General features: G+C 64.1%; 22 protein-coding genes and 1 tRNA gene. 11 read left to right on the top strand and 12 right to left on the bottom strand.

Annotated features, from left to right (window positions below; genetic code table 11):
- Window positions 1-124 precede the first annotated feature (124 nt).
- Window positions 125-2,299, bottom strand: a complete 2,175-nt coding sequence (scpA, locus tag ACK4FK_RS13880; protein ID WP_409745556.1) for a methylmalonyl-CoA mutase — start codon at window positions 2,297-2,299, stop codon at window positions 125-127.
- 373 nt (window positions 2,300-2,672) lie between these two features.
- Here scpA and ACK4FK_RS13875 point away from each other — a divergent pair, with 373 nt between their 5' ends.
- The 4 genes from ACK4FK_RS13875 (at window position 2,673) to ACK4FK_RS13860 (ending at window position 7,378) form a co-directional block, all read left to right on the top strand.
- Window positions 2,673-3,044 carry a winged helix-turn-helix domain-containing protein gene (locus tag ACK4FK_RS13875; protein WP_409745555.1) on the top strand — a complete coding sequence of 124 codons (372 nt, stop codon included), beginning with the start codon at window positions 2,673-2,675 and terminating at the stop codon, window positions 3,042-3,044.
- Between the two features lie 205 nt (window positions 3,045-3,249).
- On the top strand, window positions 3,250-4,002 hold the full coding sequence (locus ACK4FK_RS13870) for a sulfite exporter TauE/SafE family protein (protein WP_409745554.1): 753 nt from the start codon (window positions 3,250-3,252) through the stop codon (window positions 4,000-4,002).
- Window positions 4,003-4,101: 99 nt separating this feature from the next.
- Window positions 4,102-4,539: a PaaI family thioesterase gene (locus ACK4FK_RS13865; protein ID WP_409745553.1), complete on the top strand. Its 438-nt coding sequence runs from the start codon at window positions 4,102-4,104 to the stop codon at window positions 4,537-4,539.
- Between the two features lie 19 nt (window positions 4,540-4,558).
- On the top strand, window positions 4,559-7,378 hold the full coding sequence (locus ACK4FK_RS13860) for a helicase-related protein (RefSeq protein WP_409745552.1): 2,820 nt from the start codon (window positions 4,559-4,561) through the stop codon (window positions 7,376-7,378).
- Here the strand turns inward: ACK4FK_RS13860 and ACK4FK_RS13855 are convergent.
- Complete coding sequence (locus tag ACK4FK_RS13855; protein WP_409745551.1) at window positions 7,375-7,893, bottom strand: hypothetical protein; 519 nt, start codon at window positions 7,891-7,893, stop codon at window positions 7,375-7,377. The two genes, ACK4FK_RS13860 and ACK4FK_RS13855, sit on opposite strands and share 4 nt — an antisense overlap.
- Window positions 7,894-8,065: 172 nt before the next feature.
- Between ACK4FK_RS13855 and ACK4FK_RS13850 the strand changes: the two genes are divergently transcribed.
- Window positions 8,066-8,142 (top strand) — tRNA-Arg (locus tag ACK4FK_RS13850).
- Between the two features lie 279 nt (window positions 8,143-8,421).
- Complete coding sequence (locus tag ACK4FK_RS13845; protein ID WP_409745550.1) at window positions 8,422-8,646, top strand: hypothetical protein; 225 nt, start codon at window positions 8,422-8,424, stop codon at window positions 8,644-8,646.
- 73 nt (window positions 8,647-8,719) lie between these two features.
- Here ACK4FK_RS13845 and ACK4FK_RS13840 read toward each other — a convergent pair whose 3' ends face one another.
- Both ACK4FK_RS13840 and ACK4FK_RS13835 read right to left on the bottom strand, forming a co-directional pair.
- Complete coding sequence (locus ACK4FK_RS13840) at window positions 8,720-10,081, bottom strand: phosphatase PAP2 family protein (RefSeq protein WP_409745549.1); 1,362 nt, start codon at window positions 10,079-10,081, stop codon at window positions 8,720-8,722.
- A 128-nt stretch (window positions 10,082-10,209) separates the two neighbouring features.
- Window positions 10,210-11,217 carry an LLM class flavin-dependent oxidoreductase gene (locus ACK4FK_RS13835; protein ID WP_409745548.1) on the bottom strand — a complete coding sequence of 336 codons (1,008 nt, stop codon included), beginning with the start codon at window positions 11,215-11,217 and terminating at the stop codon, window positions 10,210-10,212.
- Window positions 11,218-11,377: 160 nt separating this feature from the next.
- Between ACK4FK_RS13835 and ACK4FK_RS13830 the strand changes: the two genes are divergently transcribed.
- Together ACK4FK_RS13830 and ACK4FK_RS13825 are read left to right on the top strand one after the other, a co-directional pair.
- Window positions 11,378-14,071: an Eco57I restriction-modification methylase domain-containing protein gene (locus tag ACK4FK_RS13830; protein WP_409745547.1), complete on the top strand. Its 2,694-nt coding sequence runs from the start codon at window positions 11,378-11,380 to the stop codon at window positions 14,069-14,071.
- A complete protein-coding gene (locus ACK4FK_RS13825; protein ID WP_409745546.1) occupies window positions 14,071-14,595 on the top strand; it encodes a PIN domain-containing protein in 525 nt (174 codons plus the stop codon). Before ACK4FK_RS13830 ends, ACK4FK_RS13825 begins: the two co-directional genes overlap by 1 nt.
- Window position 14,596: 1 nt before the next feature.
- Here ACK4FK_RS13825 and ACK4FK_RS13820 read toward each other — a convergent pair whose 3' ends face one another.
- From ACK4FK_RS13820 to ACK4FK_RS13805, 4 genes are all read right to left on the bottom strand, one after another.
- On the bottom strand, window positions 14,597-15,547 hold the full coding sequence (locus tag ACK4FK_RS13820; RefSeq protein ID WP_409745545.1) for an MBL fold metallo-hydrolase: 951 nt from the start codon (window positions 15,545-15,547) through the stop codon (window positions 14,597-14,599).
- A 15-nt stretch (window positions 15,548-15,562) separates the two neighbouring features.
- Complete coding sequence (locus ACK4FK_RS13815) at window positions 15,563-16,912, bottom strand: TRAP transporter large permease subunit (protein WP_409745544.1); 1,350 nt, start codon at window positions 16,910-16,912, stop codon at window positions 15,563-15,565.
- Window positions 16,913-16,923: 11 nt separating this feature from the next.
- Window positions 16,924-17,499, bottom strand: coding sequence for a TRAP transporter small permease subunit (locus tag ACK4FK_RS13810; protein ID WP_409745543.1), 576 nt, complete (start codon window positions 17,497-17,499; stop codon window positions 16,924-16,926).
- An 81-nt stretch (window positions 17,500-17,580) separates the two neighbouring features.
- Window positions 17,581-18,627 carry a TRAP transporter substrate-binding protein gene (locus ACK4FK_RS13805; protein WP_409745542.1) on the bottom strand — a complete coding sequence of 349 codons (1,047 nt, stop codon included), beginning with the start codon at window positions 18,625-18,627 and terminating at the stop codon, window positions 17,581-17,583.
- Window positions 18,628-18,811: 184 nt separating this feature from the next.
- On the opposite strand from ACK4FK_RS13805, the gene ACK4FK_RS13800 reads away from it, so the two are divergent.
- From ACK4FK_RS13800 to ACK4FK_RS13790, 3 genes are read left to right on the top strand one after another with little or no spacing between them, the layout of a single operon-like run.
- Window positions 18,812-19,585, top strand: coding sequence for an SDR family NAD(P)-dependent oxidoreductase (locus tag ACK4FK_RS13800; RefSeq protein WP_409745541.1), 774 nt, complete (start codon window positions 18,812-18,814; stop codon window positions 19,583-19,585).
- A gap of 14 nt (window positions 19,586-19,599) precedes the next feature.
- Window positions 19,600-21,300 carry an FAD-dependent oxidoreductase gene (locus ACK4FK_RS13795; protein ID WP_409745540.1) on the top strand — a complete coding sequence of 567 codons (1,701 nt, stop codon included), beginning with the start codon at window positions 19,600-19,602 and terminating at the stop codon, window positions 21,298-21,300.
- Window positions 21,301-21,344: 44 nt separating this feature from the next.
- Window positions 21,345-22,187, top strand: coding sequence for an IclR family transcriptional regulator (locus ACK4FK_RS13790; protein WP_409745539.1), 843 nt, complete (start codon window positions 21,345-21,347; stop codon window positions 22,185-22,187).
- A gap of 132 nt (window positions 22,188-22,319) precedes the next feature.
- Here ACK4FK_RS13790 and ACK4FK_RS13785 read toward each other — a convergent pair whose 3' ends face one another.
- From ACK4FK_RS13785 to ACK4FK_RS13770, 4 genes are all read right to left on the bottom strand, one after another.
- On the bottom strand, window positions 22,320-22,499 hold the full coding sequence (locus ACK4FK_RS13785) for a DUF1328 domain-containing protein (RefSeq protein ID WP_409745538.1): 180 nt from the start codon (window positions 22,497-22,499) through the stop codon (window positions 22,320-22,322).
- Between the two features lie 75 nt (window positions 22,500-22,574).
- A complete protein-coding gene (locus ACK4FK_RS13780; RefSeq protein WP_409745537.1) occupies window positions 22,575-23,546 on the bottom strand; it encodes a Gfo/Idh/MocA family protein in 972 nt (323 codons plus the stop codon).
- Between the two features lie 36 nt (window positions 23,547-23,582).
- Window positions 23,583-24,908, bottom strand: coding sequence for an MFS transporter (locus tag ACK4FK_RS13775; protein WP_409745536.1), 1,326 nt, complete (start codon window positions 24,906-24,908; stop codon window positions 23,583-23,585).
- 91 nt (window positions 24,909-24,999) lie between these two features.
- Entirely contained in the window at window positions 25,000-26,262 is a 1,263-nt protein-coding gene (locus tag ACK4FK_RS13770; protein ID WP_409745535.1) for a glycoside hydrolase family 2 TIM barrel-domain containing protein, read from the bottom strand.
- Between the last annotated feature and the right edge of the window lie 33 nt (window positions 26,263-26,295).

The following is a 26,295-nucleotide window of genomic DNA, read 5'->3' as shown; positions in this document are numbered from 1 at the left end:
AGGCGCCTGCGTGCAGGCGACCGGCGCGGAAAAGCTGAAGATGGCGGCGCGCGAAGATCATGGGGTCAGATATGGGGCCGGCGGGCGGCAAATGCAACCGCCGCCCAGGCCCGGATACGGGCCGCTATTCGGCGGCGGCCCCCTTGGAGGCATTCGGCGCACGCTGCTGGCGGATCAGCCTGACGATCTCGGCTGCGGCCTGCGGGATGTTGGTGCCCGGGCCGTAGATGCCGGCCACGCCGGCCTGGCGCAGGAAATCGTAATCCTGCGGCGGGATCACGCCGCCGGTGATGACCAGGATATCGCCGGCGCCCTGGTCGCGCAGGGCCTTGATCAACTGCGGCACCAGCGTCTTGTGGCCGGCGGCCTGGCTGGACACGCCGATCACATGCACGTCGTTCTCGATGGCGTCCTTGGCGGCTTCTTCCGGCGTCTGGAACAGCGGGCCCACATCGACGTCGAAGCCCAGATCGGCAAAAGCCGTGGCGATCACCTTGGCGCCGCGGTCATGGCCATCCTGGCCCAGCTTGACCACCAGCATGCGCGGGCGGCGGCCTTCTTCCGCCGCGAATGCCTCGATGTCCTTCTGGATCTGCATGAAGCCCTCGTCATTGGCATAGGCCGCGCCGTAGACGCCGGAGATCGAACGGATGGTGGCCTGGTGGCGGGTGAAGACACGCTCCATGGCATCCGACATCTCGCCGACGGTGACGCGGGCGCGCGCCGCCTGCACACACAACTCGAGCAGGTTGGCCTTGCCGGCGGCGCCTTCCTCCAGCGCCTTGATGGCCGCTTCGGCCTTGGCCTTGTCGCGGGTGTTGCGGATAGTCTTCAACCGCGCCACCTGCTGCTCGCGCACGCGGGTGTTGTCCACTTCCAGCAGGTCCGGCACGTCCTGGCTGGCGGCGCGGTATTTGTTGACGCCGACGATCACATCCTCGCCACGATCCACCCGGGCCTGGCGGCGGGCGGCGGCTTCCTCGATCTTCAGCTTGGGCATGCCGCTTTCCACCGCCTTGGTCATACCGCCCATGGCTTCCACTTCCTGGATCAGCGCCCAGGCATGGGTGACCAGCGCATGGGTGAGCGCCTCGACGTAATACGAGCCGCCGAGCGGATCGACCACCTTGGTGACGTAGCTTTCTTCCTGGATGATGAGCTGGGTGTTGCGGGCAATGCGGGCGGAGAATTCGGTGGGCAGCGCGATGGCTTCGTCCAGCGCGTTGGTATGCAGCGACTGCGTGCCGCCGAGCACGGCCGCCATCGCCTCGATCGCGGTGCGCACCACGTTGTTATACGGGTCCTGCTCGGTGAGCGAGACGCCCGAGGTCTGGCAATGGGTGCGCAGCATCAGCGACGCGGGCTTCTTCGGATTGAACTGCTTCATGATGCGCGCCCACAAAAAGCGCGCAGCGCGCAGCTTGGCGATCTCCATGAAGAAATTCATGCCGATGGCGAAGAAGAAGCTCAAACGCCCGGCGAAGGCATCGACATCCAGGCCGGAATTGATCGCCGTGCGCACATATTCCAGGCCGTCGGCCAGCGTGAAGGCCAGCTCCTGCACCGCCGTCGCGCCGGCTTCCTGCATGTGATAGCCGGAAATCGAGATGGAGTTGAACTTCGGCATATGCTGCGCGGTATAGCCGATGATGTCGGCGATGATGCGCATGCTGGGCGCGGGCGGATAGATATAGGTGTTGCGCACCATGAATTCTTTCAGGATGTCGTTCTGGATGGTTCCTGAAAGCTGGTCGGGCTTCACGCCCTGCTCTTCCGCCGCCACGATGTAGCAGGCCAGCACGGGCAGCACGGCGCCGTTCATGGTCATCGACACGCTCATCTTGTCGAGCGGGATGCCGTCGAACAGGATCTTCATATCCTCGATGGAATCGATCGCCACGCCGGCCTTGCCGACATCGCCCACCACACGCGGATGATCGGAATCATAGCCGCGATGGGTGGCCAGATCGAAGGCCACACTCACGCCCTGCTGGCCGGCGGCGAGATTCTTGCGATAGAAGGCGTTGGATTCTTCCGCCGTGGAGAAGCCGGCATATTGCCGGATCGTCCAGGGCCGGTTGGCATACATGGTGCCGCGCACGCCGCGGGTGAAGGGATCGAAGCCCGGCAGGGAATTGATCGTCTCCAGGCCTTCGAGATCGGCGGCGGTGTAGAGCGGCTTGACCGTGATGCCCTCGGGCGTCTGCCACAGCAGCTCGGAGAGCGGTTTGTCGCCCAGTTCCTTCTGGGCCATCTTGGCCCAGGCCTCGGGGAAATTCGGCGCGGTCGTCTCGGTCATGTCTCGCATCCCACTCTCCGCAGGCGTGCTGGACGGAAATCTCCGTTGCTGCGGTGCAAAACCCAGTATGGCCGGGTTTTAACCCCTGTCAATTTGACGTCCCGGCCATTCGCAGCGCCAGATTGTGCCCGACCGACGGTTTGGCGGGCCAATGCAGGCGAAATCCACCGCCATCACGTCGTCTGCCCATCGTTTTCCGTCGTTTTGCGATGGTTTTGATGTGTTAAACCATTGAAAAATAATGAAGCAGGCTTTCAGGGCCTCATTTGTCGGTGCAACAACCCATACAAGAACAATATAGAAACAGTCCGCTGGACTCGCAAGCGCCGGCCGGCTCTGGCCGAAGCACCGGCCGTCATGCTGTAGTCCGGCCATGGCCAAGCGCGTGAAGAAACCTGCCCCTGTGCAATCCGCCGCCCGCCTGCGCGTGGTGCTGGACGAGGGCGTGTTCCTGGGGCCGGGCAAGGCCGACCTGCTGGAAGGCATCGCCGAGACCGGCTCGATCGCGGCGGCCGGCCGGCGGCTGAACATGAGCTACAAGCGCGCCTGGATGCTGGTGGAAACGCTGAACGGCTATTTCGCCAAGCCGCTGGTGCAGGCGGCCACCGGGGGCAAGGCCGGCGGCGGCGCCCAGCTCACGCCCCTGGGCGAAGAAGTGCTGCTGCGCTATCGCCGCATGGCCGCCGCAACCGAGAAAGCCATCGCCAAGGACGTGGCCGCATTGCGGAAAAAGCGGAAGGGATAACTTCACATTATTGACTTCCGTCATGGCCGGGCTTGACCCGGCCACCCACGGGTTTTATTTAAAAAAAAGACGTGGATGCCCGGCACACGGCCGGGCATGACGGGTTGGGAGATAGTTGGCGCAACACATCGCTATTGCCGGGTGGCCATAACGATCGTTATAGTCGTTTCGACATAACGATCGTAAATCCACTGCTGGCCCTCCGATGCCGTTCGACGATACCGCGCTGCTGGCGCTGCTGATCTTCCTGGCCGCCGCGCTGTACAGCACGGTGGGCCATGCCGGCGCATCCGGTTATATCGCCGCGATGGCGGTGGTGGGCGTGGCGCCAGCGGTGATGAAGCCCACCGCGCTGACGCTGAACATCCTGGTCGCCAGCCTGGCGACCTTCCGCCTGTGGCGCGCCGGCCTGATCAACGTCCGCGCCTTGCTGCCGCTGGTGATCGTTTCCGTGCCCTGCGCCTTCATCGGCGGCGCAGTGCAGTTGCCGGTGGAGGCCTATCGCATCGCCGTGGGCGTGGTGCTGGCCGCCGCCGGCCTGCGGCTGCTGATCGATCCGCGCGAGAAGGCCACCCAGCAGGGCGGCAGCGGGGAAGCAAAAATCCCGCTGCCCGCCGCGCTGGTCGGCGGCGCCGGCATCGGCCTGCTGTCGGGCCTGACCGGCACGGGCGGCGGCATTTTCCTCTCGCCTCTGCTGCTGCTGCTGGGCTGGGCCGGGGCGCGGCAGACGGCGGGACTGGCGGCGCCCTTCATCCTGGTGAATTCCATCTCCGGCCTCGCTGGCAATATCCTGTCGCTGCGGGCATTGCCCGAGGAACTGCCGATCTATGCCGGCGCCGCGCTGGTCGGCGCGCTGATCGGCACGCAGCTGGTGATCCGCTGGCTGCCGGTGCGGCTGCTGCAGGGCCTGCTGGGCGCCGTGTTGCTGGTCGCGGCGACCAAACTGATCCTCACCTGACCGCGGCGATACGGGGGCTGGCAGCCAATCTTATGCCGGTGGGTTGAGCCGCCAGCATGCCCGGCCTTATACTGGCCGGCAAAACCGGAGCCTCCGTCCATGCCCGCCCGCTTCGAGCCAGGCCTTGCCGCCTGGGTCAGGCCCTTTGCCGAAAACCTGATCGGCCAGACCGCCTTCCACCGCTGGGCGGGGCTGGAATTGCTGCTCGTGGCGCCGGGCCGGTCGGAAGTGGGCTTCACGGCGGCCGGCGAGATGCTGATCTACGGCCAGTATGTGCATGGCGGCGTGCTGAACGGCCTGCTGGAGCCGCCGGCTTTGCTGGCCATGCTGGGCGATCTGCGCGAGGATGAACATGCCATGACCGTGGACATCCATGTGCAGCATATCCGCTCGGTGCAGGCGGGCGAGCGCGTGACCATGGCCGGAAAGCTGCTGAAGCGTGGGCGCAGCACGGCCTTCTGCGAAGTGACGGCCAGCGTCGACGATATGCTCTGCACCTCGGCGCGCATTACCAAGACCATCCAGGCAAAAAGCTAGTTCAGGGCAGGACGCGTTCGTGACCGAGATCAGGACATCCGAGAAGGGCCGCATCCTCTGCGTGCTGGGCCCGACCAACACCGGCAAAACCCATCTGGCCGTCGAGCGGCTGTTGAGCCATCGCAGCGGCATCATCGGCCTGCCGCTGCGCCTGCTGGCGCGCGAGGTCTATGACCGCGCGGTGAAGATCAAGGGCGAACGCAACATCGCACTGGTGACCGGCGAGGAAAAGATCATCCCGAAGGGAGCGCAGTGGTTCGTCTGCACGGTGGAGGCGATGCCGCTGGACCGGCAATACGACTTCCTGGCCGTTGACGAGATCCAGCTCTGCGCCGATGCCGAGCGCGGCCATGTCTTCACCGACCGCCTGATGCATGCGCGCGGCGCGGAAGAGACGATGTTCCTGGGCTCGGATACCATGCGCGGGCTGGTGCGCCGCCTGGTGCCCAATGTCGAATTCATCGCCCGTCCGCGACTGTCGCAGCTCAGTTATGCCGGTTCGAAAAAGCTGTCGCGCCTGCCCAAGCGGTCGGCCGTCGTCGCCTTTTCGGCCAACGACGTCTATGCCATCGCCGAAGCCATCCGGCGCCAGCGCGGCGGCGCGGCGGTGGTGCTGGGCGCGCTCAGCCCGCGGGCGCGCAACGCCCAGGTCGAGCTGTTCCAGAACCGCGACGTGGACGTGATGGTGGCCACCGACGCCATCGGCATGGGCCTCAATCTCGACATCGAGCACATGGCCTTCGCCGCACTCTCCAAATTCGACGGCGTGGGCATGCGGCCGCTTTATCCTTCCGAAGCCGGCCAGATCGCCGGCCGCGCCGGCCGCCACCTGCGCAACGGCACCTTCGGCACCACGGGAGACTGCCCGCCGCTGGAGCCCGACCTGATCGAGCGGATCGAGAACCACCGCTACGATCCGGTGGTTGCTGCGCGCTGGCGCAATCCCGATCTCGATTTCTCCAGCATCGCCGCCCTGGTGGCCAGCCTGGAGGTGGCGCCGCCGCGCGAGGGCCTGACCCGCGGCCGCGATGCCGACGACCTGCTGAGCCTGCAGGCCCTGCGCAACGATGCGGCGGTGACCGAGCGCGCCACGCGCCGCGACCGCGTGGATCTGCTGTGGCAGGTCTGTGCGATTCCCGATTTCGCCAAGGACCTGCATGACAGCCATGCGCGGCTCTTGAGCCAGATCTATGTGCATCTGGTGGACCGCGACGGCCGCCTGCCGCAGGACTGGGTGGCCGGGCAGCTGCGCAACATCGACCGCACCGATGGCGACATCGACACGCTGTCGCAGCGCCTGGCCCATATCCGCACCTGGACCACTGTTGCCCATCGTGGTGGCTGGCTGGAAGACACCAGCGGCTGGCAGGCCAAGACCCGCGCGATCGAGGACCGCCTGTCCGATGCCCTGCACGAAAAGCTGACCGAGCGCTTCGTCGACCGCCGCACCAGCGTGCTGAGCCGCGGCCTGGCGGAAGATCCGGCCAGCCTGAATGTGCAGCTTGGCGAGGACGACGCGCTCACCGTGGAAGGCGAGATCATCGGCCATGTGCGCGGCCTGCGCTTCCGCGCCGTGGGCCATGAGACGGTGGAGCAGCGCCGCATCCTGCGCTCCGCCGCCCTGCGCGTGCTGGGCCCGGCCCTGCAGTCCCATGCCGAGGCCTTGCTGGCCCTGCCGGACGAGAATTTTGCGCTGTCGCCCGAGGGCGGCCTGCTGCTGATCACGGCAGAAAAGGAAAGCGTGCCGCTGGCCGTGCTGGTCAAGGGCACGGAGGTGCTGGAGCCGAAGCTGCAGCTTCTGGCCGACGACCAGCTTCCCGCCGAGCCTCGCAAGGCGGTGGAGGAGAAGCTGGCCGGCTGGCTGAAGCGCCACCTGCGCCAGCACTTAAGCGACCTCTATCGCCTGCGCGATGCCGAGCTGAAGGGGGCGGCGCGCGGCCTGGCCTTCCAGCTGGCCGAGAATCTGGGCGCGCTGCGCCGCGACGACGTGGCCGACCTGGTGCGCCATATGGGCCAGGCCGAGCGGCATCCGCTGCGCAAGATGGGCGTGACCTTCGGCGAGACGCATATCCTGGTGCCCAAGCTGCTCAAGCCCAAGCCGACGCAGCTCAAGACGCTGCTCTGGGCGGTGGCCCAGGGCCGCGAACCCGATGCGCCGCCCACGCCGGGCCTCACCTCGCTGCCGATCCTGGAATGGCGCGAGGATGCCTGGTGGATGGCGGCCGGTTTCCTGCGCGCGGGCCGCCATGCCTTCCGCCTGGATGTGGTGCAGCGCATCGCCGAGGGCGCGCGCAAGGCCGAACAGGAGTCGCGCCAGCCAGTACAGAAGGACGCGCAGAAACAGGAGTCAAAAAAGCCCGGGGAAGCCGCGCCGCCGGTGGCGGAGGCCGACATCGTGCCGCCCGAGCAGCAGCAGGTCGAACCGGTGGGCGAACAGATCGAACAGCCGGTGGAAGCGCCGGCCGAACTGCCGGTACCAGAGATTCATGGGCCGGAGAGTCAGGCAGAGCCTGCACCGGCTGCCGCCGAACCACCGAAGTCGAAAAAACGCCTGGGCCCGCCCGGCAGCTTCCTGCCCGACACGGCCTGGATGAACCTGGCCGGCTGCGGCGCCGATGAATTGCACCGCCTGCTCTGGGCTTTGGGCTACAAGCCGATCACCGCGCGCGATCCGGAAACGAAGACGGATGTGACGCTGTATCTGCGCTCGCACAAGGCCATCGTGGCCAAGCGCCAGCGCGAGCAGGAAAAGCGCCGCGAGGACGAGGCCAAGATGGCCGACAGCCCGTTTGCCGCGCTGATGGCGCTGAAGCAGCAGACAACGCCGAAGAAGCGCTAGCCGACGGTGTGCCGGGCGATGCGGCGGGTGAGGCCATCGAGCATCACCTGCATTTCGGCGATGATGTCGGGGTCGAGGCCGTCATCGAGGTCGAGCAGGTTGCCATAGGCCACCCGCAGGGCCTGGACCAGCAGCGACAGCAGCGTGATGCGGCCGCCCGGGCTGAGCCGCGCGAGGCGGCAATCGGCCTGCACGGCGAAATCGGCCAGCAGGTCACGGAACAACGCACCGCAATGATGACGGTCGCTCGCCTGCATGATGTCGGCCATCGCCACCGGCTGCCGCGCCGCCGCGCTGGCCTCGGCGCTCATCAGGCAGAGCAGGGCGTAATACAGATTCTCGATGGCGATGCCCCAGGCCTCGCGCTCGGCCTCGCCATGCAGCTCGGCCTGCAGGGCGGTCAGCACGGGGGAATATTCCACCGCGCCGAGGAAGCTGGCGCCGTCGCGCAGACGGGCCTTGATCAGGGCGCGATACCCGCTGCCGCCATCCTGCCGCTGGTCTGCCGCTGCCATGCCCGCCTCCTGCCTCGCCCGTGCGATGACCGACAGTCTGCCCGCGGGCGCTTCGCCCGGCAGGGTTATCATTCGGATACGGCAGGTTATTTTCCGGATACCCGACGGCCGGAGCGGAATGGTTGAAGCGGCGGCGGAGCGCGGCTAGGTTGCGGCAGCCGCAAGGCCCCGCGTCCCCGTAGCTCAGCTGGATAGAGCGGCTGCGTCCTAAGCAGCGGGTCGGGAGTTCGAATCTCTCCGGGGACGCCATCTTCCTGCGCCGCATTATATCCATCGGGCATATCCATTCGGCGGCCTTCACCGAACCGTCATCGGGGCGGACGGGAACCTGACGCCGTTTTGTGCGTTGATGCCCGGTGTTGATGCCTGGTGCTGATGCCCGGTGTTGATGCCCGGTGCTGATGCTCGGTGCTGATGCCGCGCCGGCGTGCAATCGGCGGAATTTTGGCCCCCGATTATGCCCGCCGTCACAGCCTTGCGGCCGGCGCCGCCCTAGATGCTTCTTCCCACGCCGAAGGAGTGCCCGCCATGCTGATTCACGACTGGACCATCGATCCTGCCGCCCGCATCGTGGAGAACGAGGATTTCGTCGTGTCGCTCTATGACCGCGCCGATGGCGATTACGGTGTGGCGCATATCCGGCCCAAGCATGCCGCGCCGGGCGGCCTGATTGCGGCGAATGACACGGTTGCCCGCGAGGCCCGTGTCGCCTTTACCCTGGCGATGCGCCAGCGGCAGGCCGCAGGATTGTGAACGGCACCAGCGGAGCCTGAAAAAATGCGGCCCCCGGCATCCGCCGGCGGCCGCATCGCATGATTGCCGCTGCTCAGTTGCCGTGGACAGCGAAAGCCCGGGCAAGCGCCTTTTCCGCGACCTTGCGACCGATCTGCTGACCGGCCTCCAGATCGAAGCGGTAATGGATGCCAGCCCAGATCCGCGCCTCTGAGGCTTCCTTGCCGATCGCCTGCAGGCGGTCGCGATCCTGCGGGAAAAGCCGCGCCAGCACGGCGGATGCCGCCGTCGAGAAGCAGCTATGCGCCGAGGGATAGGATGGATGGTTGGGCGCCGGGAAAACCGTCTTCAGGTCCGGATCGACCTGGGCCGGGCGCGGGTACCAGTAGACATACTTCGCATCCCAGCAGGCGATGCCCGCATCGGCAATGGCGATGTTCATGGCCGCCAGCGTGCGGGAGGCGACATCGGGCGAGGCGCCGTATTCCATCAACGTGGTGCGCGCGATCTCGTTCCACAGAGAATGGGCGCGTGCACCGCCATAGACTTCCCAGTATGTGGCGCGATGATTGCTTTTCGGACTGCGCTGGAACGACTTGACCTCGTTGAGGTCAGTCTTGAAGCGGTCGGAATTGACCGCCGGCGGCGCGGCCGGACGCAGCTCGCTGGGATGGGCCAGCAGCCAGGGCTGCCACCCGGCGGCCGCCGGGGCAATGGGATTGACGCCCTTCCACAATCCCGCCGCATCCGGCACCGCGCCGCTCCATTTGGCATCCGCACCGTCCGACTTGCCGCGCGCAATCGCCAGGGCAGCGACCTGTTTTCCGATGGCGCGGCCGGCGGCGGCCTCGTAGGGAAAATCCGCGCCGGCGGCAAGGCGCACCGTCACAGCCTCTTCCCCGCGGGCGGCCAGGATGGCGGCGCGCGCCGGGAAAAGATAGCCGAGCACATCGGCCGCAGCGGCAGCGACAGCGGCATGCTCCGAGGGAGTCAGGACCACCCGATGGCCTTTGCCTGCGGCGGAGAATGCGGCATCCACCGATTGCGGGCGTTCACGCTGCCCGGCCTTGCGATGCTGCCGGCTGGCGGCCAGGGCATCATCAAGGGCGGCATGGAACAGAGCCAGATGCCGGCTTGCCAACGGCAATGTCACGAATCCGTCCTGCAGTTCCTCAACAATGATCTGACTCCAGCGATAGACCGGCCCGCCGGTCGCCCACCAGCGGAACTGCGCCACGTCGTCGGGCGTGCGCCTGGCCACGATGGCACGCAGCTCGGCGAGCTCGCCCTGGATTGTTTCGGGCGCGGCGGCCACCTCAATGTCGCGATAGGATTTCACGAGCCAGCCTTCCTGACGCGGTGTCAGGCCATTCTGGCTGCCGGCAATGCCGTCCTGCGGCGTCAGCGCGACAGCGGCCAGCGTGGCGGCCATGATCAGGGTGGCGACTGCATTCATTCGAATCATCGGGGTTCCTTCCTTGAGACGGAAGGCTGAAATAGCGCGATGGCGGCGCCCCAAATCCAGTTCCATTTTGGGACCAGGCTCATGCCCGGTTGCACTGGCGGCGGGCAGAACCGTCTTGTTCAGGACAGGGAGAACGCTTTTGCCAGCAGTTCGTAGGAGCGCCGGCGCGCCGCCTGGTCATGCGTCCAGGTCAGGATCACCAGCTCATCCAGCTGCATCGCCTGCGCATAGCCGCGCAGGCGTTCGGCCACCTGCGCCGCCGATCCCGCGAAGCTGCGCTGCCACAGCGCATCCACATCGGGCTGCTCATGCGTGTCGATCTGCACCGCATCGGGCGGCTGGATCTGCCTGAGCAGGCCGCGGTTGCGGTCGAGCCGCCAGCGCGCCCGGCTGCGGAAGAGATGCCGCGCCTCGTCTTCCGTATCGGCGGCCAGGGCCCAGACGCAGAGCGTGGCTTTCGGCGCGGGGCAGAACTGCGACGGGCGGAAATTCTGGCGATAGAGCGCCAAAGCCTGCTCGGCGCCGCGCCCGTCGGTGATGAAATGCGCAAACGCATAGGGCAGACCGAGATGGGCGGCGAGCTGCGCGCCGTAATCCGACGAGCCCAGCATCCACACGTCCGGCGCACTGGCCGCGCGCGGATGCGCTTTGATGCTGCGGAAGGCATGGCCCTCGGGCAGCGGCAGACCATGCAGCCAGTGCAGCAGGTCACGCGTCTGCGCCGGGAAGCTTTCGCCGCCGTCGCCGTGCGGATTGAGCGCATAGGCGGTGCGGCCGTCCGACCCCGGCGCGCGGCCCACGCCCAGATCGATGCGGCCGGGCGCGATGGCGTCCAGCACGCGGAACTGCTCGGCCACGTGCAGGGCCGAATAATGCGGCAACATCACGCCGGCCGAGCCGAGCCGGATATGCGACGTGACGGCCGCCATCGCCGCGATCAGGATTTCCGGCGCGGTGCCGACGATGCTTTCGTGATTGTGATGTTCGGAGACCCAGAAGCGGCGATAGCCCAGGGCCTCGCAATGCCGCGCCATCGCGATGGTGTCGCGGATGGCCTGGTCTTCGCTGCTGCCGGAGACGGCAATCGACTGGTCGAGGACGGACAAAGAGAGCTGCGGCTGGGGCATGCTGAAAGATACCTAGGAGATAGGAAAGTCAGTTAACAATTGAATTGTTCAGACTTAGATTAGTCGCCATCAAAAGCCTTGGAAAACACCCCTTATTACTATAGGTAGTGTTGTGGGGCTTATTCCGACTATCTTTACTAGATTATATGGGCAACTACAGATGGCCATTAACATCGAACTTCCGATTACACCGGCATCTGTAACTTCTGGATACGATTTAGCTCGCCGGCTTGGATGGCAGGACGACAGTCTCTCACAGAGAGAAATTTCTCGCGGTGAAACAAAACTAAAAATTTCTCGCGCCACTTTAGGCGGTCATCCGACAGCTCTTTTTGCCAAGGTCGTGTCTAGAAATGGATACGACCCCCTCGAGAGCGCAGCTTTATATGCTTATCACTCAACTGTTGACTGGGGAGTCCTAGCGGATGATGCCGGTATAACAGTGTTCAACTCACATTGGTTATTAGATGGAGATTGGTTCAAACTTCCGCGAATCGGTTGGAAAGAGATTTCTGACAAGAGTGCAATATTAGATGCATTAAAGCCGGCCAGCTTTCTTGACCGGAATCTGGAAAGATTTGCGTCTAGTCAAAAAACTCCCAGTGGCTTTCTTAAACCAGTGGATGACGAGCTGGTTGAGCGCCTTGATAGTTGGCGCGATCAAGCTCTGAGATACGCAAAAAGCGCTGACAAGGTTGATGAGCAACTTCAGACTCTATATGCGCAGTTTTTTGTTCTGCGCACTGTTGAAGACAGGGAGTTAAACCCCAAAGTTCCGTCGCTGAAATCCGTGATCGGTGATTCTGAGCACGTGAATTGGGCGGCTTGGGAAAAGCTGCTCTCACTTGCGAGAAAGCATGTCGGTAGCGATTTATTTGATGATGATGTTGTTCGGAATGTGCCTGAGCATGTCACAGCGGGCGTAATTAGCGACTTATATACGCCCCGTAAACTTCCAGGTTCGAATATACGGTATGATTTCTCGTGGATTGAAGCAGACGTATTGGGTCTAGCATATGAAAAATACTTGGCTACAGTTCTGCAGCCAGCACCTGTTGCACCACAAATGGAGATGTTCCTAGCTCCCAGTAGAGAAGTGGAACGCGTAAGCATCCGGAAATCATCAGGAACCTACTACACTCCCAAATTTATTCGTGACTATTTGTCGAGCAGATGTGTCGACGAATATTTTAATAAAACGACAAACCCGGTCCCGCCGAAGGTTATAGATTTTTCTTGCGGATCTGGATCGTTCCTAGTGGGCGCCGTCGACCACGTCCTAAAGCATTTGCGCAAGATTGACCCAAACAGAAAGTGGGCGCGCGAACTAATTGAAGGGGGCTTCATTGTTGGTATTGATATTGATCCTAGGGCCGTCACAACTGCGCGCTTGAATTTATGGCAGAGGCTCGTGGAAGAGCCCGATGCACTCCCTTTACCTAATCTATCCAATGTTGTGATCACTGGTGATGGCTTAAAGCGGGAAACGTGGGGCGATCTAAATAAGCAGTATGATATTGTACTAGGCAACCCCCCATTCCTAGCAACCAGCCTAGTCGTCCATAGAGAAGAACTCGAAGCCGCCTTTCAAACAGCGAAAGGACGGTACGACTTTTCATATTTATTTGTCGAGCAAGCCCTCAATGTACTTAATCCGGGCGGGCACATGGGCATGGTCGTACCCAATCGGATTTATCGAAATCGCAATGGAGCCACAATTCGAAGCCTTTTGGTCGAAGCAACAAATCTGCTTACACTTGTTGACTTCGGGGCCAATAGACCCTTCGATGCTAGCGCTTACATAGCGTGTATTTTGGCACAATTACGTCAAGCAGATAGTGAGAGACCTGCTCGTGTTCGAGTATTAGAGGTTAAATCTCTAGATTCAGAGTTTCTAACTGCGATGCTTTTGGATGCCGATGCCAATGGTCAAAGGAAAGACTCGGCTGTTTTGCGTAGCTATTTTGCCCGTCACCCTTCAACTGGTGAGCCATGGCCTTTGTTGTCAGAGAGTGAGCAGTTAGCTCGTGTATTAATTGAAGACATTTCTGTTCGGCTTGATACCTTAGCCGCAATCCCGCAAGGAATTCGAACAGGCGGCAATGACATATTTATTTTCAACGTCGATACCGATGATAGCGGCGGCCTGTGTAGAGTGATTAATGGTTTGGGAGATAGCGCGGTCATTGAGCGAGATCTTTTAGAGGATGTAGTATTTGGTTCGGAAGTGCAGCGCTATCAGGCCGTTAATCCAACTAAGCGTCTGCTCTACCCCTATCGGAAAAATATTGTACTGCCTGAAGCAGAGCTGAGCGCCGCGTATCCGAAAACGTGGGCTTATCTAATGCAGTATCGAGAGCTTCTCTCCGCCAGATCTAGTCTGAAAAACAGTAGCAGAAAATGGTATGAGTTGATCCGCGCGCGTGACGAAAATTGGCTGCGCAAACCCAAGCTAATGATCCGCGATTTAGCTCCAGGGACAGCCTTTGCCTTGGACGCTAACGGCTCGACGTTCTTAGTTGGCGGAACAGCTGTTGTTCCTGAGCAACAAGAATTAATTTTGCCTCTATTGGCCTACTTGAACAGTAGTGTGGTCGATCATTTGGTCCGTAGAAGCACTCCTCAATTCCGGGGTGATTTCCAGAAATTCGAACCCCAGCACATTCAGGGAATTCCGATTCTTGACCGAGTTGTTGAGGATGCAGATTTTGCGGCTCACTTAGGACATCTTGCTGCCTCTGCCATAAATGCGTATTCCTGCGACGACATCGGTTCCGGTAGAAACATCGAGGAGGAGATAAATTTATTTATTAAGAACTCAGCTAGTGAACGTGGCATTTCATTGGATGAATAATGCCTCAATTTTCCATACCACATACTGTTTTAGATTTGAGACGCAATATTGCGTTAGTAGATACCAATGTGCTTGTCGCCTATGTCGACAAAACAGATGCTCTACATGAACAAGCTACGCTTTTTATTGATGAACATGACTTTGACGAACTGATTGTGACGCCTCCCGTAATTGTTGAAACGTGTGGGCTGCTGTCTAAACGGGGTAAGCGCCCGATAGCTGAATACCTTTTAAGTTGGCTTCTAACGCCTGGGCACGTCCGGTTATTTCCAAATCCCCACTCTCCGGCAGATACGACACTTACTCTTCACCAACATTCTATGTGGATGAAAAAAACCAACGTAGATTATGTTGATGCATATCTGATGGAAGTGGCTCACTGCTTAACAACCGCCTGCGATTTTAGACCCCACGTTCCAATCATTACCTTTGACACAGGCGACTATATAAAGTGCATGCGTAGAGACTTATTCTTTAGCGTATATGACATGCGCGATTTTCAGCTTATTGAAGTTACTGCATAATCTAACCATTTAAACTTGCCCACATCGCCTGGTCGCGTTCCGCCGTCCAGATGCGCGGGTGATCCAGGCCCAGCGCCTCGTCATAGGCGCGCGCCACGTTGAAGGGCTGGCAATGCTCGAAGATGGCGAAATTGCCGAAGCGTGGCCGCATGGCATCGTTGCAGCGGTCGAACGCTTCCTTCAGCGGCAGGCCCTTGGCTGCCGATTCCGACACCGAGCCATATAACGTGGTGAGGAAGTCGCGGGTGAGCGACAGACCGTCGCCGACTTCCTTCGGGTTGCGCAGGGCATCGCCGCGACCGGGCACGATGGCCTTGGGACTGAACTCGGCGATCCTGTCGAGCGTCTTCGGCCAGTCCTTGAAATGGGCGTCGCCGCAATAACAGGCCGAGTGATATTCCACCAGGTCGCCCGAGAACAGCACGCCGGCATCGGGCACCCAGGCCACCGTGTCGCCCGCCGTGTGGCCGCGGCCCAGATGCATGATCTCGACGCGGCGCTTGCCCATGTAGAGCGTGAATTTGGTCGGGAAGGTCATGGTCGGCCAGGTGAGGCCGGGGATGCTTTCGGCCGAGCGGAACAGGCGCGGGAAGCGGCCGTATTCGGAATCCCAGTCTTCCTTGCCGCGCTCCACGATCAGGCTGCGGGTCGCCTCGGAGGCGAAAACCTGCTGCGGATTATAGGCCGAGGCACCCAGCACGCGCACGGCATGGTAATGCGACAGCAGCACATACTTGATCGGCTTGTCAGTCACCTTGCGGATATGTTCGATCACCTGGCCGGCCATCTTGGGTGTGGCCTGGGTGTCGATCACCATCACGCCGTCGTCGCCGACGATCACGCCGGTATTGGGGTCGCCCTCGGCGGTGAAGGCATAGAGGCCCTCGCCGAGCTGGGTAAAGGAGACCTTCTTGTCTTCCATATCGGCAGTGGAGGCGAAAGCTTTCGACATGGCGATTACTCCTTGTTATTTCCCGAGCAGGGTTTCCGGCAGCCACAGGGCAAGCTGCGGAAACATGATGCACAGCAGCAGCGCGATCAACTGGATGATCACGAAGGGCACGATGCCCCGGTAGATGATCTTGGTACCGATCTCGGCCGGCGCCACGCCGCGGATGTAGAACAGCGCGTAGCCAAAGGGCGGCGTGAGGAAGGAGGTCTGCAGGTTCACCGCAAACAGGATGGCGAACCACAGCAGGATCTGGTCCTTGTCCATCCCGCCGAAATCCAGCCCGGCCATGATCGGCGCGATGATCGGCATGACGATGAAGGTGATCTCGACCCAGTCGAGGAACATGCCCAGCACGAAGATGAAGGCCATGATCACGAACATGACCCAGTAGGGATTGGTGCCGGCCTCGTCCACGCCCAGCGCGTCGGCGATCATGGTGTCGCCGCCCAGCTTGCGGAAGATCACGCTGAAGATGGTGGCGCCGATCATCACGAACATGATCATCGCCGTGGTGCGCGTGGTTTCGTTCAGCACGGCGAGGAACTGTTTCCAGGTGAGCTGGCGCGACAGCACGGCCAGCAGGAAGGCGCCCAGTGCGCCCAAAGCGGCCGCCTCGGTGGGTGTGGCGATGCCGGCGATGATCGAGCCCAGCACCACCAGGATCAGGATCATCGGCGCCAGCAGGTCGCGCGCCAGCCGGGTGACGGCCTGGCCCAGAGGCAGGCGGTCGCGCGCCGGCAGCGGCGGCATGGTTTCAGGTTTGAAGATCGCCAGGAACACCAGATAGACGATATAAAGCCCGCCCAGCATCAGGCCGGGGATCATGGCGCCGGCAAACAGGTCGCCGACCGAGATGCGCATCGTGTCGCCCAGCACCACCAGCATGATGCTGGGCGGAATGAGAATGCCCAGCGTGCCGGTCGAGGCGATGATGCCGGTGGCGAGTTTGGGGTCGTAGCGGCTTTCCAGCATCACCGGCAGGGCCAGCACGCCCATCAGCACGACGCTGGCGCCGATGATGCCGGTGCTGGCCGCCATGACGATGCCGATGATCGCCACCGCGAAGGCATAACCGCCGGGCAGCGGCCCGAGCAGGCTGGCCAGCGAACGCAGCAGGCGTTCGGCGATACCGGATTTTTCCAGCATCAGGCCCATGAAGACGAACAGCGGCACAGCGATCAGCAGCCAGTTGCTCAGGATGCCGGAAAAGGTGCGCGACACGCCGGTGGACAGGAACAGGATCGGCACGTCGGCAGCGAAGGTGAAGATCACGCCGATGCCGGCCAGCACGATCGCCACCGGATAGCCGGTGAAGATGCCCAGCAGCAGCGCGACGCACATCAAGAGGGGCCAGAAATACTCCATGGCGGCGATCCCTATGCCCCGATCTTGTTTTCGGCGACGGCGCCGCGGGTGAGGATGAACTGGATGATCAGGCGCAGGGTGCGCGTAAGCCCGAGCAGGCCGAGCAGGCCGAAGCCCAGCGGCATCACCGCCTTGATGATCCAGGTGTTGTTGAGGCCGCCATAGGACGAGCCTTCATTCGAGGTATAGGCCGAGACCATGAATTTCCAGGCGAACCACGTCATGATCGCGGCAAAGGGCAGCAGGAAGACGATGTCGCCGAAGATCACGATGATGCGGCGCGTGCGTTCGGTGAAATTGCTGGCGATGAAATCGACGCTGACATGGCTGTCGGTATGCAGGGCATAGACGCCGCCCAGCATCACCATCACCGCGAACAGATGCCATTGCAGGTCGGTGAGACCGTTCATGGTGATCCTGCTGCCGAACAGCGGCACATCGGTGCCCCAGTCGAACAGCACGTTGAATCGCATCTGCGCCATCAGCACGCTGAGGCAGACGCTGATCACCAGGATCGGCGTGGCCCAGCCGATCGCCCGGCCGAACCAGGCGCAGGCTTCCTCGATCTGTTTCAGCAGTGCGATCACCGATCCCTCCCCTGAAGGATCGCGCCGCCGGCGGCAACGGGCCATCCGGCGGCGCGGACTCTTTTGCTTACCGTATCACACTCAGTTGCGCGGAATCGCCTGCAGGTCGTTCCAGCGGCCGACGCGCTTTACATAGGCGGTCAGCGACTTGTAGGCCTCGGCGAACAGGGCATCCTTCTGTGCCTCTTCCTCCATCACCTCGATGGAGGCCTTCTGCAGGGCGGCAAGCACCTCGTTGGGGAAACGCTGCACCTTCACGCCGGCCGCCTCGATCTTTTCGATCGCGTCGACCTGGGCGTTGATCTGGTCATAGCTGTTGAAGGTGATGTTGGCGTAGCAGGCCTCGACCATCGCCTTCTGATGCTTCTCGGGCAGCGACTTCCACACATTCATGTTGACGATGATGGTGTCCCAGCTGGCCGGCTGGTGCCAGCCCGGGAAGTAATAGTACTTGGCGATCTTCTGCAGGCCCAGGCCGAGATCGAGCTGCGGCGCGGAGAATTCCGCCGCCTCGATGCGGCCGCGTTCCAGCGAGACGAAGATTTCGCCGGCCGGCACGAGCTGCACATTGGCGCCCAGCTTGGCCATCGCCTTGGCCCCTAAGCCGGCGATGCGCATGTTGAGGCCCTTGAGGTCGGCGACCGTCTTGATTTCCTTGTTGAACCAGCCGCCGGCCTCGGGCACGACGAGGTGGCAGGGGATGATCTTCACGTTATGCGGATCGTAGGCCTTCTGGATGATCTCCAGCCCGCCGCCCTGGAACATCCAGCCCAGGAACAGTTCGGGGTTCGGGCCGAAGGGCATCGAGCCGACCAGGTTGGCGACCGGGATCTTGCCGGCCCAGTAGCCGACCCAGTCGAAGCCCATCGGGATCGAGCCGTTGGAGACCGCGCCGAAGACCTCGAACGGCGGCACGAATTCGCCGGCGCCATGCACCTTGATCCTGACCTCGTTGTTGGTCATCAGCGCGACGCGCTCGGCCCATTTCACCGGGCTCGGGCCGATCGAGGGCACCTGCAGGCCGAACACGCTTTGCAGATCGTAGGTCTTGGTCTGGGCTGCGGCTGGCGCGGCCAGACCGAGGCCAAGCAGCGCGACCGTGGCCGCCTTGAGAATGTGCTGACGCATGAATCCCTCCCTCGGGGTTTTGCAAAACCGACCGAATCCCCGTCCTGGCAGGTGCCGGACGGGACGTTTCCTCCAATGATCGCGACGCAGCGGGCCTTCGGAACGGATCGCTTGCATTCGCGTCGAGTCGACTATATGAAATAACGAATAAGTTCGCAATACACGAATTGCGGGAGGAAAACGGATGGAAAAGCCTCTGCTGGCCGGAATTCTGAGCGGGCAGGTTGCGGTCGTCACCGGCGCCGCACAGGGCAATGGCCGCGCCATCGCGCTGGGCCTGGCCCGGGCCGGCGCCGCCGTGGCGGTGGCCGACATCAACGGCGCCGGCGCCCAGGCGGTGGCGGCCGAGATCGCCGCGACCGGCGCGAAGGCCCATGGCGCCGCGCTGGATGTGAGCGATGCAAAAGCCTGCGCCGCCTTTGCCGCCAATGCCGAGAACGCGCTGGGCGGGCCGTGCTCGGTGCTGGTGAACAATGCCGGCATCATCCGCCGGGTGGCCATCGACGATCCCGATTACGACCGCCACTGGCTGGAAACCCTGACGGTGAACGTGACCGGCATGAAGAACGTGACACGCGCCCTGCTGCCGCAGTTGCGCAAAACGAAGGGCCGCATCGTCAATCTCGGCTCGATCAACTCCTTCGCCACCGGACCGCGCGCCACCACCTACACCGCCAGCAAGGGCGCCGTGCTGCAATTCACCCGCGCGCTAGCGGCCGAACTGGCGCCCGAGGGCATCCGCGTGAACGGCATCGCGCCCGGCGTGATCGACACGCCGATGACGGAAGCCACGCGCAACGACCCGGCTGCCATCGGACGCTTCATGGCGCATACGCCGATGGGCCGCACCGGCAAGCCCGAGGAGCTGGTCGGCCCGGTGCTGTTCCTGGCCTCCGAGATGTCGAGTTACGTCACCGGCGCGATGCTGCCGGTGGATGGCGGCTATCTGACGGTTTGAATGGAGTGACGACGATGAAGACCCATGATTGCGACCTGCTGGTGGTGGGCTCGGGCGCCGGCGGCATGGCTGCGGCGGTGACGGCCAAGCTGCATGGCCTGGACGTGCTGGTGGTCGAGAAGGAAGCCGTCTACGGCGGCACCACGGCGCGCTCGGGCGGCTGGCTGTGGATTCCGGCCAACCCGCTGGCGGCGCGCGAGGGCATCAATGACAGCAAGGAGGCCGCGCGCACCTATCTGCAGCACGAGGCCGGCAATCATTTCGATGCCGAACGCGTCGATGCCTTCCTGGAGAACGGCCCGCAGATGGTCGATTTCTTCGAGAGCAAGACGGCCGTGAAATTCGTGCTGGGGCCGCAGTTTTCCGATTACCACCCCGATGCGCCCGGCGCGCTGGCCGGCGGCCGTTCGATCTGCGCCGAGCCCTTCGACGGCAACGAACTGGGCGAGCAGATCAAGACCCTGCGGCCGCCGCTGAAGGAGATCACTTTCGTCGGGATGATGATCGGATCGGGCAAGGAACTGCTGCATTTCTTCAACGTCACGCGCAGCGTGGTCTCGGCCGCCTATGTGGCGAAGCTGCTGGTGAAATACCTGCGCGACGTGGCCCTGCATGGCCGCGCCATGCGGCTGACCAACGGCAACGCGCTGGCCGGCCGGCTGGCGAAATCTGCCTTCGACCTGGGCATTCCGCTGTGGCTGGAGGCGCCGGCGCAGGACCTGCTGCGCGATGGCCATGCCGTGACCGGCGCGGTGATCGGCACCAAGGACGGCCCGGTGCGTGTGCATGCGCGCAAGGGCGTGGTGCTGGCCACCGGCGGCTTCCCGCACGATATCGAACGCCGCAAGCAGCTTTATCCCCATGCGCCGACCGGGCAGGAGCATTGGTCGCCGACACCCAGCAGCAATACCGGCGACGGTATCAAGCTGGCACGGCCGCTGGGCGCGCATACTGCCGATGAGCTGCCCAATGCCGCCGCCTGGGTGCCGGTCAGCCGCGTACCGTGGAATGATGGCAGCTTCGGCACCTTTCCGCATTTCATCGACCGCGCCAAACCCGGCGTGATCGCCGTGACGCGTGCCGGCCGGCGCTTCGTGAACGAGGGCAACTGCTATCACGATTTCTGCCAGGCGCTGGTGAAGGCCAGCAAGGGACTGGACGGCGAGATCTGCGCCTGGCTGGTCTGCGACCATCCCACGCTGCGCCGTTATGGCCTGGGCCATGTGAAGCCCTTCCCGGTGCCGATCGCGCACCAGATCAGGAACGGCTATCTCAAGCGCGGCCGCACGCTCACCGAACTGGCAGAGGCCTGCGGCATCGATGCGCAGGCCTTCGGCCATACCGTGGCGGAATACAACAAGCACGCCATGCGCGGCGAGGACCCGGAATTCCACAAGGGCAGCACCGCCTATAACCGCTATCTGGGCGATCCGACCGTAAAGCCCAATCCCTGCATCGCGCCGGTGCAGACCGGGCCGTTCTATGCCGTGCAGGTGGTGATCGGCGACCTGGGCAGCTTCGCCGGCCTGAAGACCGACGCGCAGGCCCGCGTGCTGGGCGAAAACGGCCAGCCGGTGCCCGGGCTGTATGCGGCCGGCAACGACATGGCCAGCATCATGGGCGGCAATTATCCCGGCGGCGGCATCACCCTGGGCCCGGCCATGACCTTTGGCTATATCGCTGCGCGCCATGCGGCCGGCGCCCAGGCCGGTTAAGCGGCACACGTGACACGACACGCGCCGGCGGCTATGCAATAGGCATGGGGGACAGGATCGACCCGGCCAATGCATTTCCGCTCTATGGCGGCGAGGAACCCGAGTCCGCGCCGCTGAAGGGCCGCGGCGTGCAGTCGGTGGAGATCGGCGGCCGGCTGCTCGGCATCCTGGCCCGGCACGGCCAGCCGATGATGCTGCGCGACCTGGCGAGCCAGGCCGAACTCACGCCCGGCCAGGCCCATGCCTACATGACCAGCCTGCGCAAGCTGGACCTCGTGGAGCAGGAGGCCGGCTCGGGCCGCTATCGCCTCGGGCCCTTCGCGCTGCAGCTTGGCCTGGCGCGGCTGCGCGGCAGCGACCCGTATCGGTTGGCCGCGGAACAGGTGGCCGAGCTGGCCGAGCGGCTGAACCTGATGGTGGCCATCACCGTCTGGGGCACCCATGGCCCGACCATCGTGCTGGTGCAGGAATCCTCCAACTACATTCACGCCAACGTGCGGCCCGGCGGCATGTTCACCGTGACCGGCACGGCGACCGGCAAGATCTTCGCCGCCTGGCTGCCGCCCAAGCTGGTCGAGCCGGTGATCGAGGCCGAGCTGCAGGCGGCGCAGAAGGGCTGGAGCGATGTGGGCGCGCTGGCCGGCGACGCGCTGGCGCGCGAGGTTGAAAAGGTGAAGCGCGACGGCATCGCCGCCACCAGCGACCTACCAGTGCCGGGCATCAGCGCGCTGAGCGCGCCGGTCTTCAACCACAGCGGCCACCTGCAGCTCGCCATCACCGTGATCGGCCCGACGCGCAAGATCGATGTCGGCTTGAGCGGCCCACATGCATCGGCGCTGCTGGCCTTCACGCGGCGGCTGTCGGCACAGCTCGGCTACACCGCCTGATAAAAAAACTGGCGGATGCCGGAGCATCCGCCGAGGTGGGGGGAAGGACCTGCAAAGAAAAAGACGCGGCGCGCAACCCGCCCGGAACCCGGACGGCTGCGCCCAGATCGCCGGCGCCCAGACCGGCGATGCCTAGACCAGCGGCGGCCGGCGGCCGGTGACGAGATGCGCCACCACGCTGATGACGAAGACGATCAGAAAAACGAAGAACAGGATCTGCGCGATGCCGGCCGAGGCAGCCGCAATGCCGCCGAAGCCGAACAGGCCGGCCACCAGCGCCAGCACGAAGAAAACCAGAGCCCAGTACAACATGGCATTCGCTCCTTTGCCGTTCTCGCGATGCTGCGAATGAAACGGCGCGGCGCGACCGAAGTTCCGGCCCGGTTTTCAGGCTTTGAGGATGGTTTCCACCACGCGCTGCACCTCGGCCGCCTCGGTCAGCGTGGCGAGGTCCTGCGGCGTGCCATGGGTGAGCGCCGCCACCTTGTCGAGCTGGCGCCTGAGCACCAGCGGCCGCATCTTCTCGTTGGGCAGCGCATCGGGTGCCTCGCGCCAGTCGCCGTCGACCAGCCGTTCGGCAATCGACCAGTCGCGCAGGCGGATGCGGCCCTGCGGCCCGACGATCTCGAAAATATTGTGATCGGGCTTTTCCGTGCTGCCGACGCCGCCCTTCAGCGTCACCGGCAGGTCGCCGGCATGCAGGGTGGCGGCAATGGTGCGTTCCGACTTGCCGTCCTCGGGATAGGAAACGCTGTGCGTGTGCAGCCGCAGCGGACCGAACAGGCGGCGGGCGAGGAACAGGAAATGCGAGCCGACCTCGCGCGTGAAGCCGCCCTGGGGCCGCGCATCGAGCCAGCTTGCAGCATCGACCTGCCACGGCCGCGGCCAGGCGGCGAAGCCGATCTCGATCTCGATGCGCTCGACCGGCCCGGTGACGCCTTGCTGCATCCATTGCCGCAACTGGTCGACGGCGAAGGAGGAAGCGAAGGGGAAATTGATGCCGCCGCGGCCGTTCCACTTTGCCGCTTCGGCCACGAAAGCCTCGGCATCGGCCACATCGACGGCGAGCGGCTTCTCGCAGAACACCGCCTTGGCCTGGGCGAAGGCCGCGCGGGCATAGCCCAGATGCGAGGCCGGCGGCGAGGCGATGTAGAGACAGTCGCAGGCGGCGATCACGGCGGCGGCGGATTCAAGACGCGGAACCTGCGGCAGGTCACCGGCCAGCCGCTGCATGGCGGCGGCGGAAGGATCCCACAGGCCGGCGACAGTGAGCACGGCCGGATCGTGGTTGAGGGCGGCGCGCAGCAGGCGCTCGCCCATGATGCCGTAACCGATGAAGCCGAGGCGGACTGCTGACATGACAGGGACTTTCGCAACCGGGGAAAAGGCGGCGCATTATATGCGCCGCGCGATCCGCGCCTGCAAGCGCCGGTGCCGTTCCGGCGTGATCGGGTAGCGCCGCATCAGCCCTATCGCCGCCAGCTTGAACCCCACCGGCGCCAGCGCGTAGAGCGCGGCCATCGCAAAAAGTGCGGATGGGGCATTGCCGCCATCGGGTGAAAAGCCGGCCAGATCGAGCAGCGGAAAGGCGATGCCCACCGCCACCGCCAGCGCCAGCTTGGTGGCCATGCCCCAGATGGCGAAGAACAGTCCGGCCCGTTGCCGGCGCGTGCGCGCGGTATCCAGATCGACCACATCGGCCTGCATCGCCGGCGGCAGGGCGAGATCGGCGCCCAGGCACAGGCCGGTGAGCAGCGAGATGGCGAGAAACAATACCGTGTCGCCGGCACCGAGCAGCGGCACGCAGACGAAGACGGCGCAGTTCCACAGCATCGCCCCGATCCACACGCGATGCTTGCCATACTGCTGCGCCAGTCTGAGCCACAGCGGCACGGCGGCGATGCCGGCGCCGAAATAGAGCAGCAGCACCAGCCCGGCGAAATCGGCCGGCGCCTGCAGCACATGGGCGACAAAGAGCAGCACCAGCGTGGCCGGCAGGCCGTTGGCGATGCCGTTGAGCAGCCAGGCCAGCAGCAGCCGGCGGAACGGCCCGTTGCGCCACACGGCTTTCACGCCGGCGAGATTGACGCGCTGCGGCGCAGCGGCCTGGCCCGCCGGCACGGCCCGCAGCGCAAGCAGCACGCCGAGCGGCAGCAATACGGCGACCGCGATGCCGATGGCGCCGACGCCGGCGCGGCTGTCCTCGCCGAACAGGGCCGGCAGACCGGCGGCAAACAGGGTGCCGATGACGCCGGCCGCCTCGCGCCAGCCGGCGATGCGCGTGCGCTGATGATAGTCGGGCGAGAGTTCCGCGCCCCAGGCCAGATAGGGAATCTGGATCATGGTGGCGCCCAGATACAGCGCCATGGTCCAGCCCAGCAGCCAGGCCGCGCCGCTGCCGTCGGGCGGCAGAAAGAGCATGAGGGCGGAGAGCATGCAGAACGGCAGGCCGGCGAGCAGCCAGGGTTTACGCCGGCCCCAGCGCGTGTCAACGCGGTCGGACCATATGCCGATCAGCGGATCGGTGACCATGTCCCACAGCCGGGCGATGAACAGCAGGCTGCCGACAAGGGTGAGGCCCAGGCCGAGCGCATCGGCATAGAGCACCGGCAGATGCACATACAGCGGCAGCAGCAGCATCGCGCCGGGCAGGGCCGGCGCGGCATAGGCGGCAAGCGTGAGGCGGGAAAGCAATGGTGCGGCAGTCACAGGCGGATACATAGGCCGCCCCGTCCATACGGCAAAAGGCGCGCCTTGTATTTCACCCGCCTTGACTCACCCGGCCTGCTTCACCCGCCCTACTTCACCCGCCCTACTTCACCCGGAAGGGCAGGTTTGCTGTCGCCGCCGCTCCGCGGCCGTCGCGGATGGTGGCGAACAGGCGGTAATTGCCCGGCTGCAGGCCGACCACGGACACGCCCTTCGCCCCCGGATCGCGCAGGGCCTGCGGGAAACTGGGCGGCACGGCCTCGGCATCGCCCGCGGTTTTCAGGTCGGTGCTTTCCGCCATCACGCTCCACACCACGCCGATCTGGTCGCCATCGGGATCTTCCACCGCGATCTCGGCCCGAATGGTCTCGCCGCGATTCCATTCGCGGCCAGCGGCGGCATTGCCGTTGCCGGCGAAGCGGAACAGCGAGATGCGCGGCGCACGGTTGCCCTGGGGCGTGTTGCCGCCCCAGGCCAGCGCCATGGCTTCCGCCGTGCGGGTATATTCGCCGGTGGGCAGCAGCAGGCTGTGCCAGGTGGGCGTCACTTCCTGCTTCTGGCCCCAGTAGAACACGATCTCGCCCTGCACATGGGGCTGCAGCGCGCTGAACCAGCGCGACAGAAGCTGGGCCTTTTCGTCGCTGTTGGGTTCGATGGCGGCATTCCATGGCGTGCGCTTGGCCTGCCACTGGCCCATCGGGCCCATCTCGGTGACGATCAGCGGGCCTTTCCAGCCCTGGGCGCGCACGCGCGCCGGCAGCGAGGGCAAGGCTTCGCCGTAGGAGTTCACGCCGAGCACCTGGATGCTGGGTGCGTGGCGGATCAGCCTGGCCACCTTGTCGTTGCCGGCCTCGGCCAGCACGGCCAGCGTGGGGTGATGGGGATCGAGCCGCCGCACCAGCCGCGCGGCCTCCTCGATGCCAGGCCAGACCTGGCTGTCGTCGGCCAGATCGGCCTCCACCTCATTGCCGATGCCCCACATCAGCAAGGCGGGATGGGCCTTGTGGCGGTTGACGAACTCGGTCAGGCGCTGGAGCTGCGGCCCCACCTGGGCCAGGTCGCGGTAGTTGAAGCCGCGGCGCGGATGCTCGAGCCAGAAACCGGCGATGACCTTCAGGCCGACCTTCTGCGCCTCGTCCAGCACGAAGCCGGTTTCGTCGCCATAGGTGCGGATGGTGGTGGCGCCAAGCTGTTTCAGCAGGCCGAAGCGGCTCTGGCCGGCCGCGCCCAGCACGGCGAAGGGCTTGCCATCGACCAGGATCCTGTCGCCCTGCACGGTGACGGTGGCAGCCAGACCCGGCAGGGGGGCCAGCAGGCAAAAGGCGGCGAAGGCAGACAACAGGATGCGGCGCATGGCCAGACTCATGACGCCAACCCGCCGGGCTTGCAAGCGCCACGA

It is taken from the genome of Ferrovibrio sp. (assembly GCF_046297895.1).
In the GTDB taxonomy this organism is placed as follows: domain Bacteria; phylum Pseudomonadota; class Alphaproteobacteria; order Ferrovibrionales; family Ferrovibrionaceae; genus Ferrovibrio.
This window is presented reverse-complemented; position numbering and strand designations above follow the sequence as displayed.

Coding starts and splice junctions, on each gene's coding strand:
- scpA (WP_409745556.1), bottom strand. CDS start 2,299: ATGACCGAGACGACCGCGCCGAATTTCCCCGAGGCCTGGGCCAAGATG.
- ACK4FK_RS13875 (WP_409745555.1), top strand. CDS start 2,673: ATGGCCAAGCGCGTGAAGAAACCTGCCCCTGTGCAATCCGCCGCCCGC.
- ACK4FK_RS13870 (WP_409745554.1), top strand. CDS start 3,250: ATGCCGTTCGACGATACCGCGCTGCTGGCGCTGCTGATCTTCCTGGCC.
- ACK4FK_RS13865 (WP_409745553.1), top strand. CDS start 4,102: ATGCCCGCCCGCTTCGAGCCAGGCCTTGCCGCCTGGGTCAGGCCCTTT.
- ACK4FK_RS13855 (WP_409745551.1), bottom strand. CDS start 7,893: ATGGCAGCGGCAGACCAGCGGCAGGATGGCGGCAGCGGGTATCGCGCC.
- ACK4FK_RS13845 (WP_409745550.1), top strand. CDS start 8,422: ATGCTGATTCACGACTGGACCATCGATCCTGCCGCCCGCATCGTGGAG.
- ACK4FK_RS13840 (WP_409745549.1), bottom strand. CDS start 10,081: ATGAATGCAGTCGCCACCCTGATCATGGCCGCCACGCTGGCCGCTGTC.
- ACK4FK_RS13835 (WP_409745548.1), bottom strand. CDS start 11,217: ATGCCCCAGCCGCAGCTCTCTTTGTCCGTCCTCGACCAGTCGATTGCC.
- ACK4FK_RS13830 (WP_409745547.1), top strand. CDS start 11,378: ATGGCCATTAACATCGAACTTCCGATTACACCGGCATCTGTAACTTCT.
- ACK4FK_RS13825 (WP_409745546.1), top strand. CDS start 14,071: ATGCCTCAATTTTCCATACCACATACTGTTTTAGATTTGAGACGCAAT.
- ACK4FK_RS13820 (WP_409745545.1), bottom strand. CDS start 15,547: ATGTCGAAAGCTTTCGCCTCCACTGCCGATATGGAAGACAAGAAGGTC.
- ACK4FK_RS13815 (WP_409745544.1), bottom strand. CDS start 16,912: ATGGAGTATTTCTGGCCCCTCTTGATGTGCGTCGCGCTGCTGCTGGGC.
- ACK4FK_RS13805 (WP_409745542.1), bottom strand. CDS start 18,627: ATGCGTCAGCACATTCTCAAGGCGGCCACGGTCGCGCTGCTTGGCCTC.
- ACK4FK_RS13800 (WP_409745541.1), top strand. CDS start 18,812: ATGGAAAAGCCTCTGCTGGCCGGAATTCTGAGCGGGCAGGTTGCGGTC.
- ACK4FK_RS13795 (WP_409745540.1), top strand. CDS start 19,600: ATGAAGACCCATGATTGCGACCTGCTGGTGGTGGGCTCGGGCGCCGGC.
- ACK4FK_RS13790 (WP_409745539.1), top strand. CDS start 21,345: ATGGGGGACAGGATCGACCCGGCCAATGCATTTCCGCTCTATGGCGGC.
- ACK4FK_RS13785 (WP_409745538.1), bottom strand. CDS start 22,499: ATGTTGTACTGGGCTCTGGTTTTCTTCGTGCTGGCGCTGGTGGCCGGC.
- ACK4FK_RS13780 (WP_409745537.1), bottom strand. CDS start 23,546: ATGTCAGCAGTCCGCCTCGGCTTCATCGGTTACGGCATCATGGGCGAG.
- ACK4FK_RS13775 (WP_409745536.1), bottom strand. CDS start 24,908: ATGTATCCGCCTGTGACTGCCGCACCATTGCTTTCCCGCCTCACGCTT.
- ACK4FK_RS13770 (WP_409745535.1), bottom strand. CDS start 26,262: ATGAGTCTGGCCATGCGCCGCATCCTGTTGTCTGCCTTCGCCGCCTTT.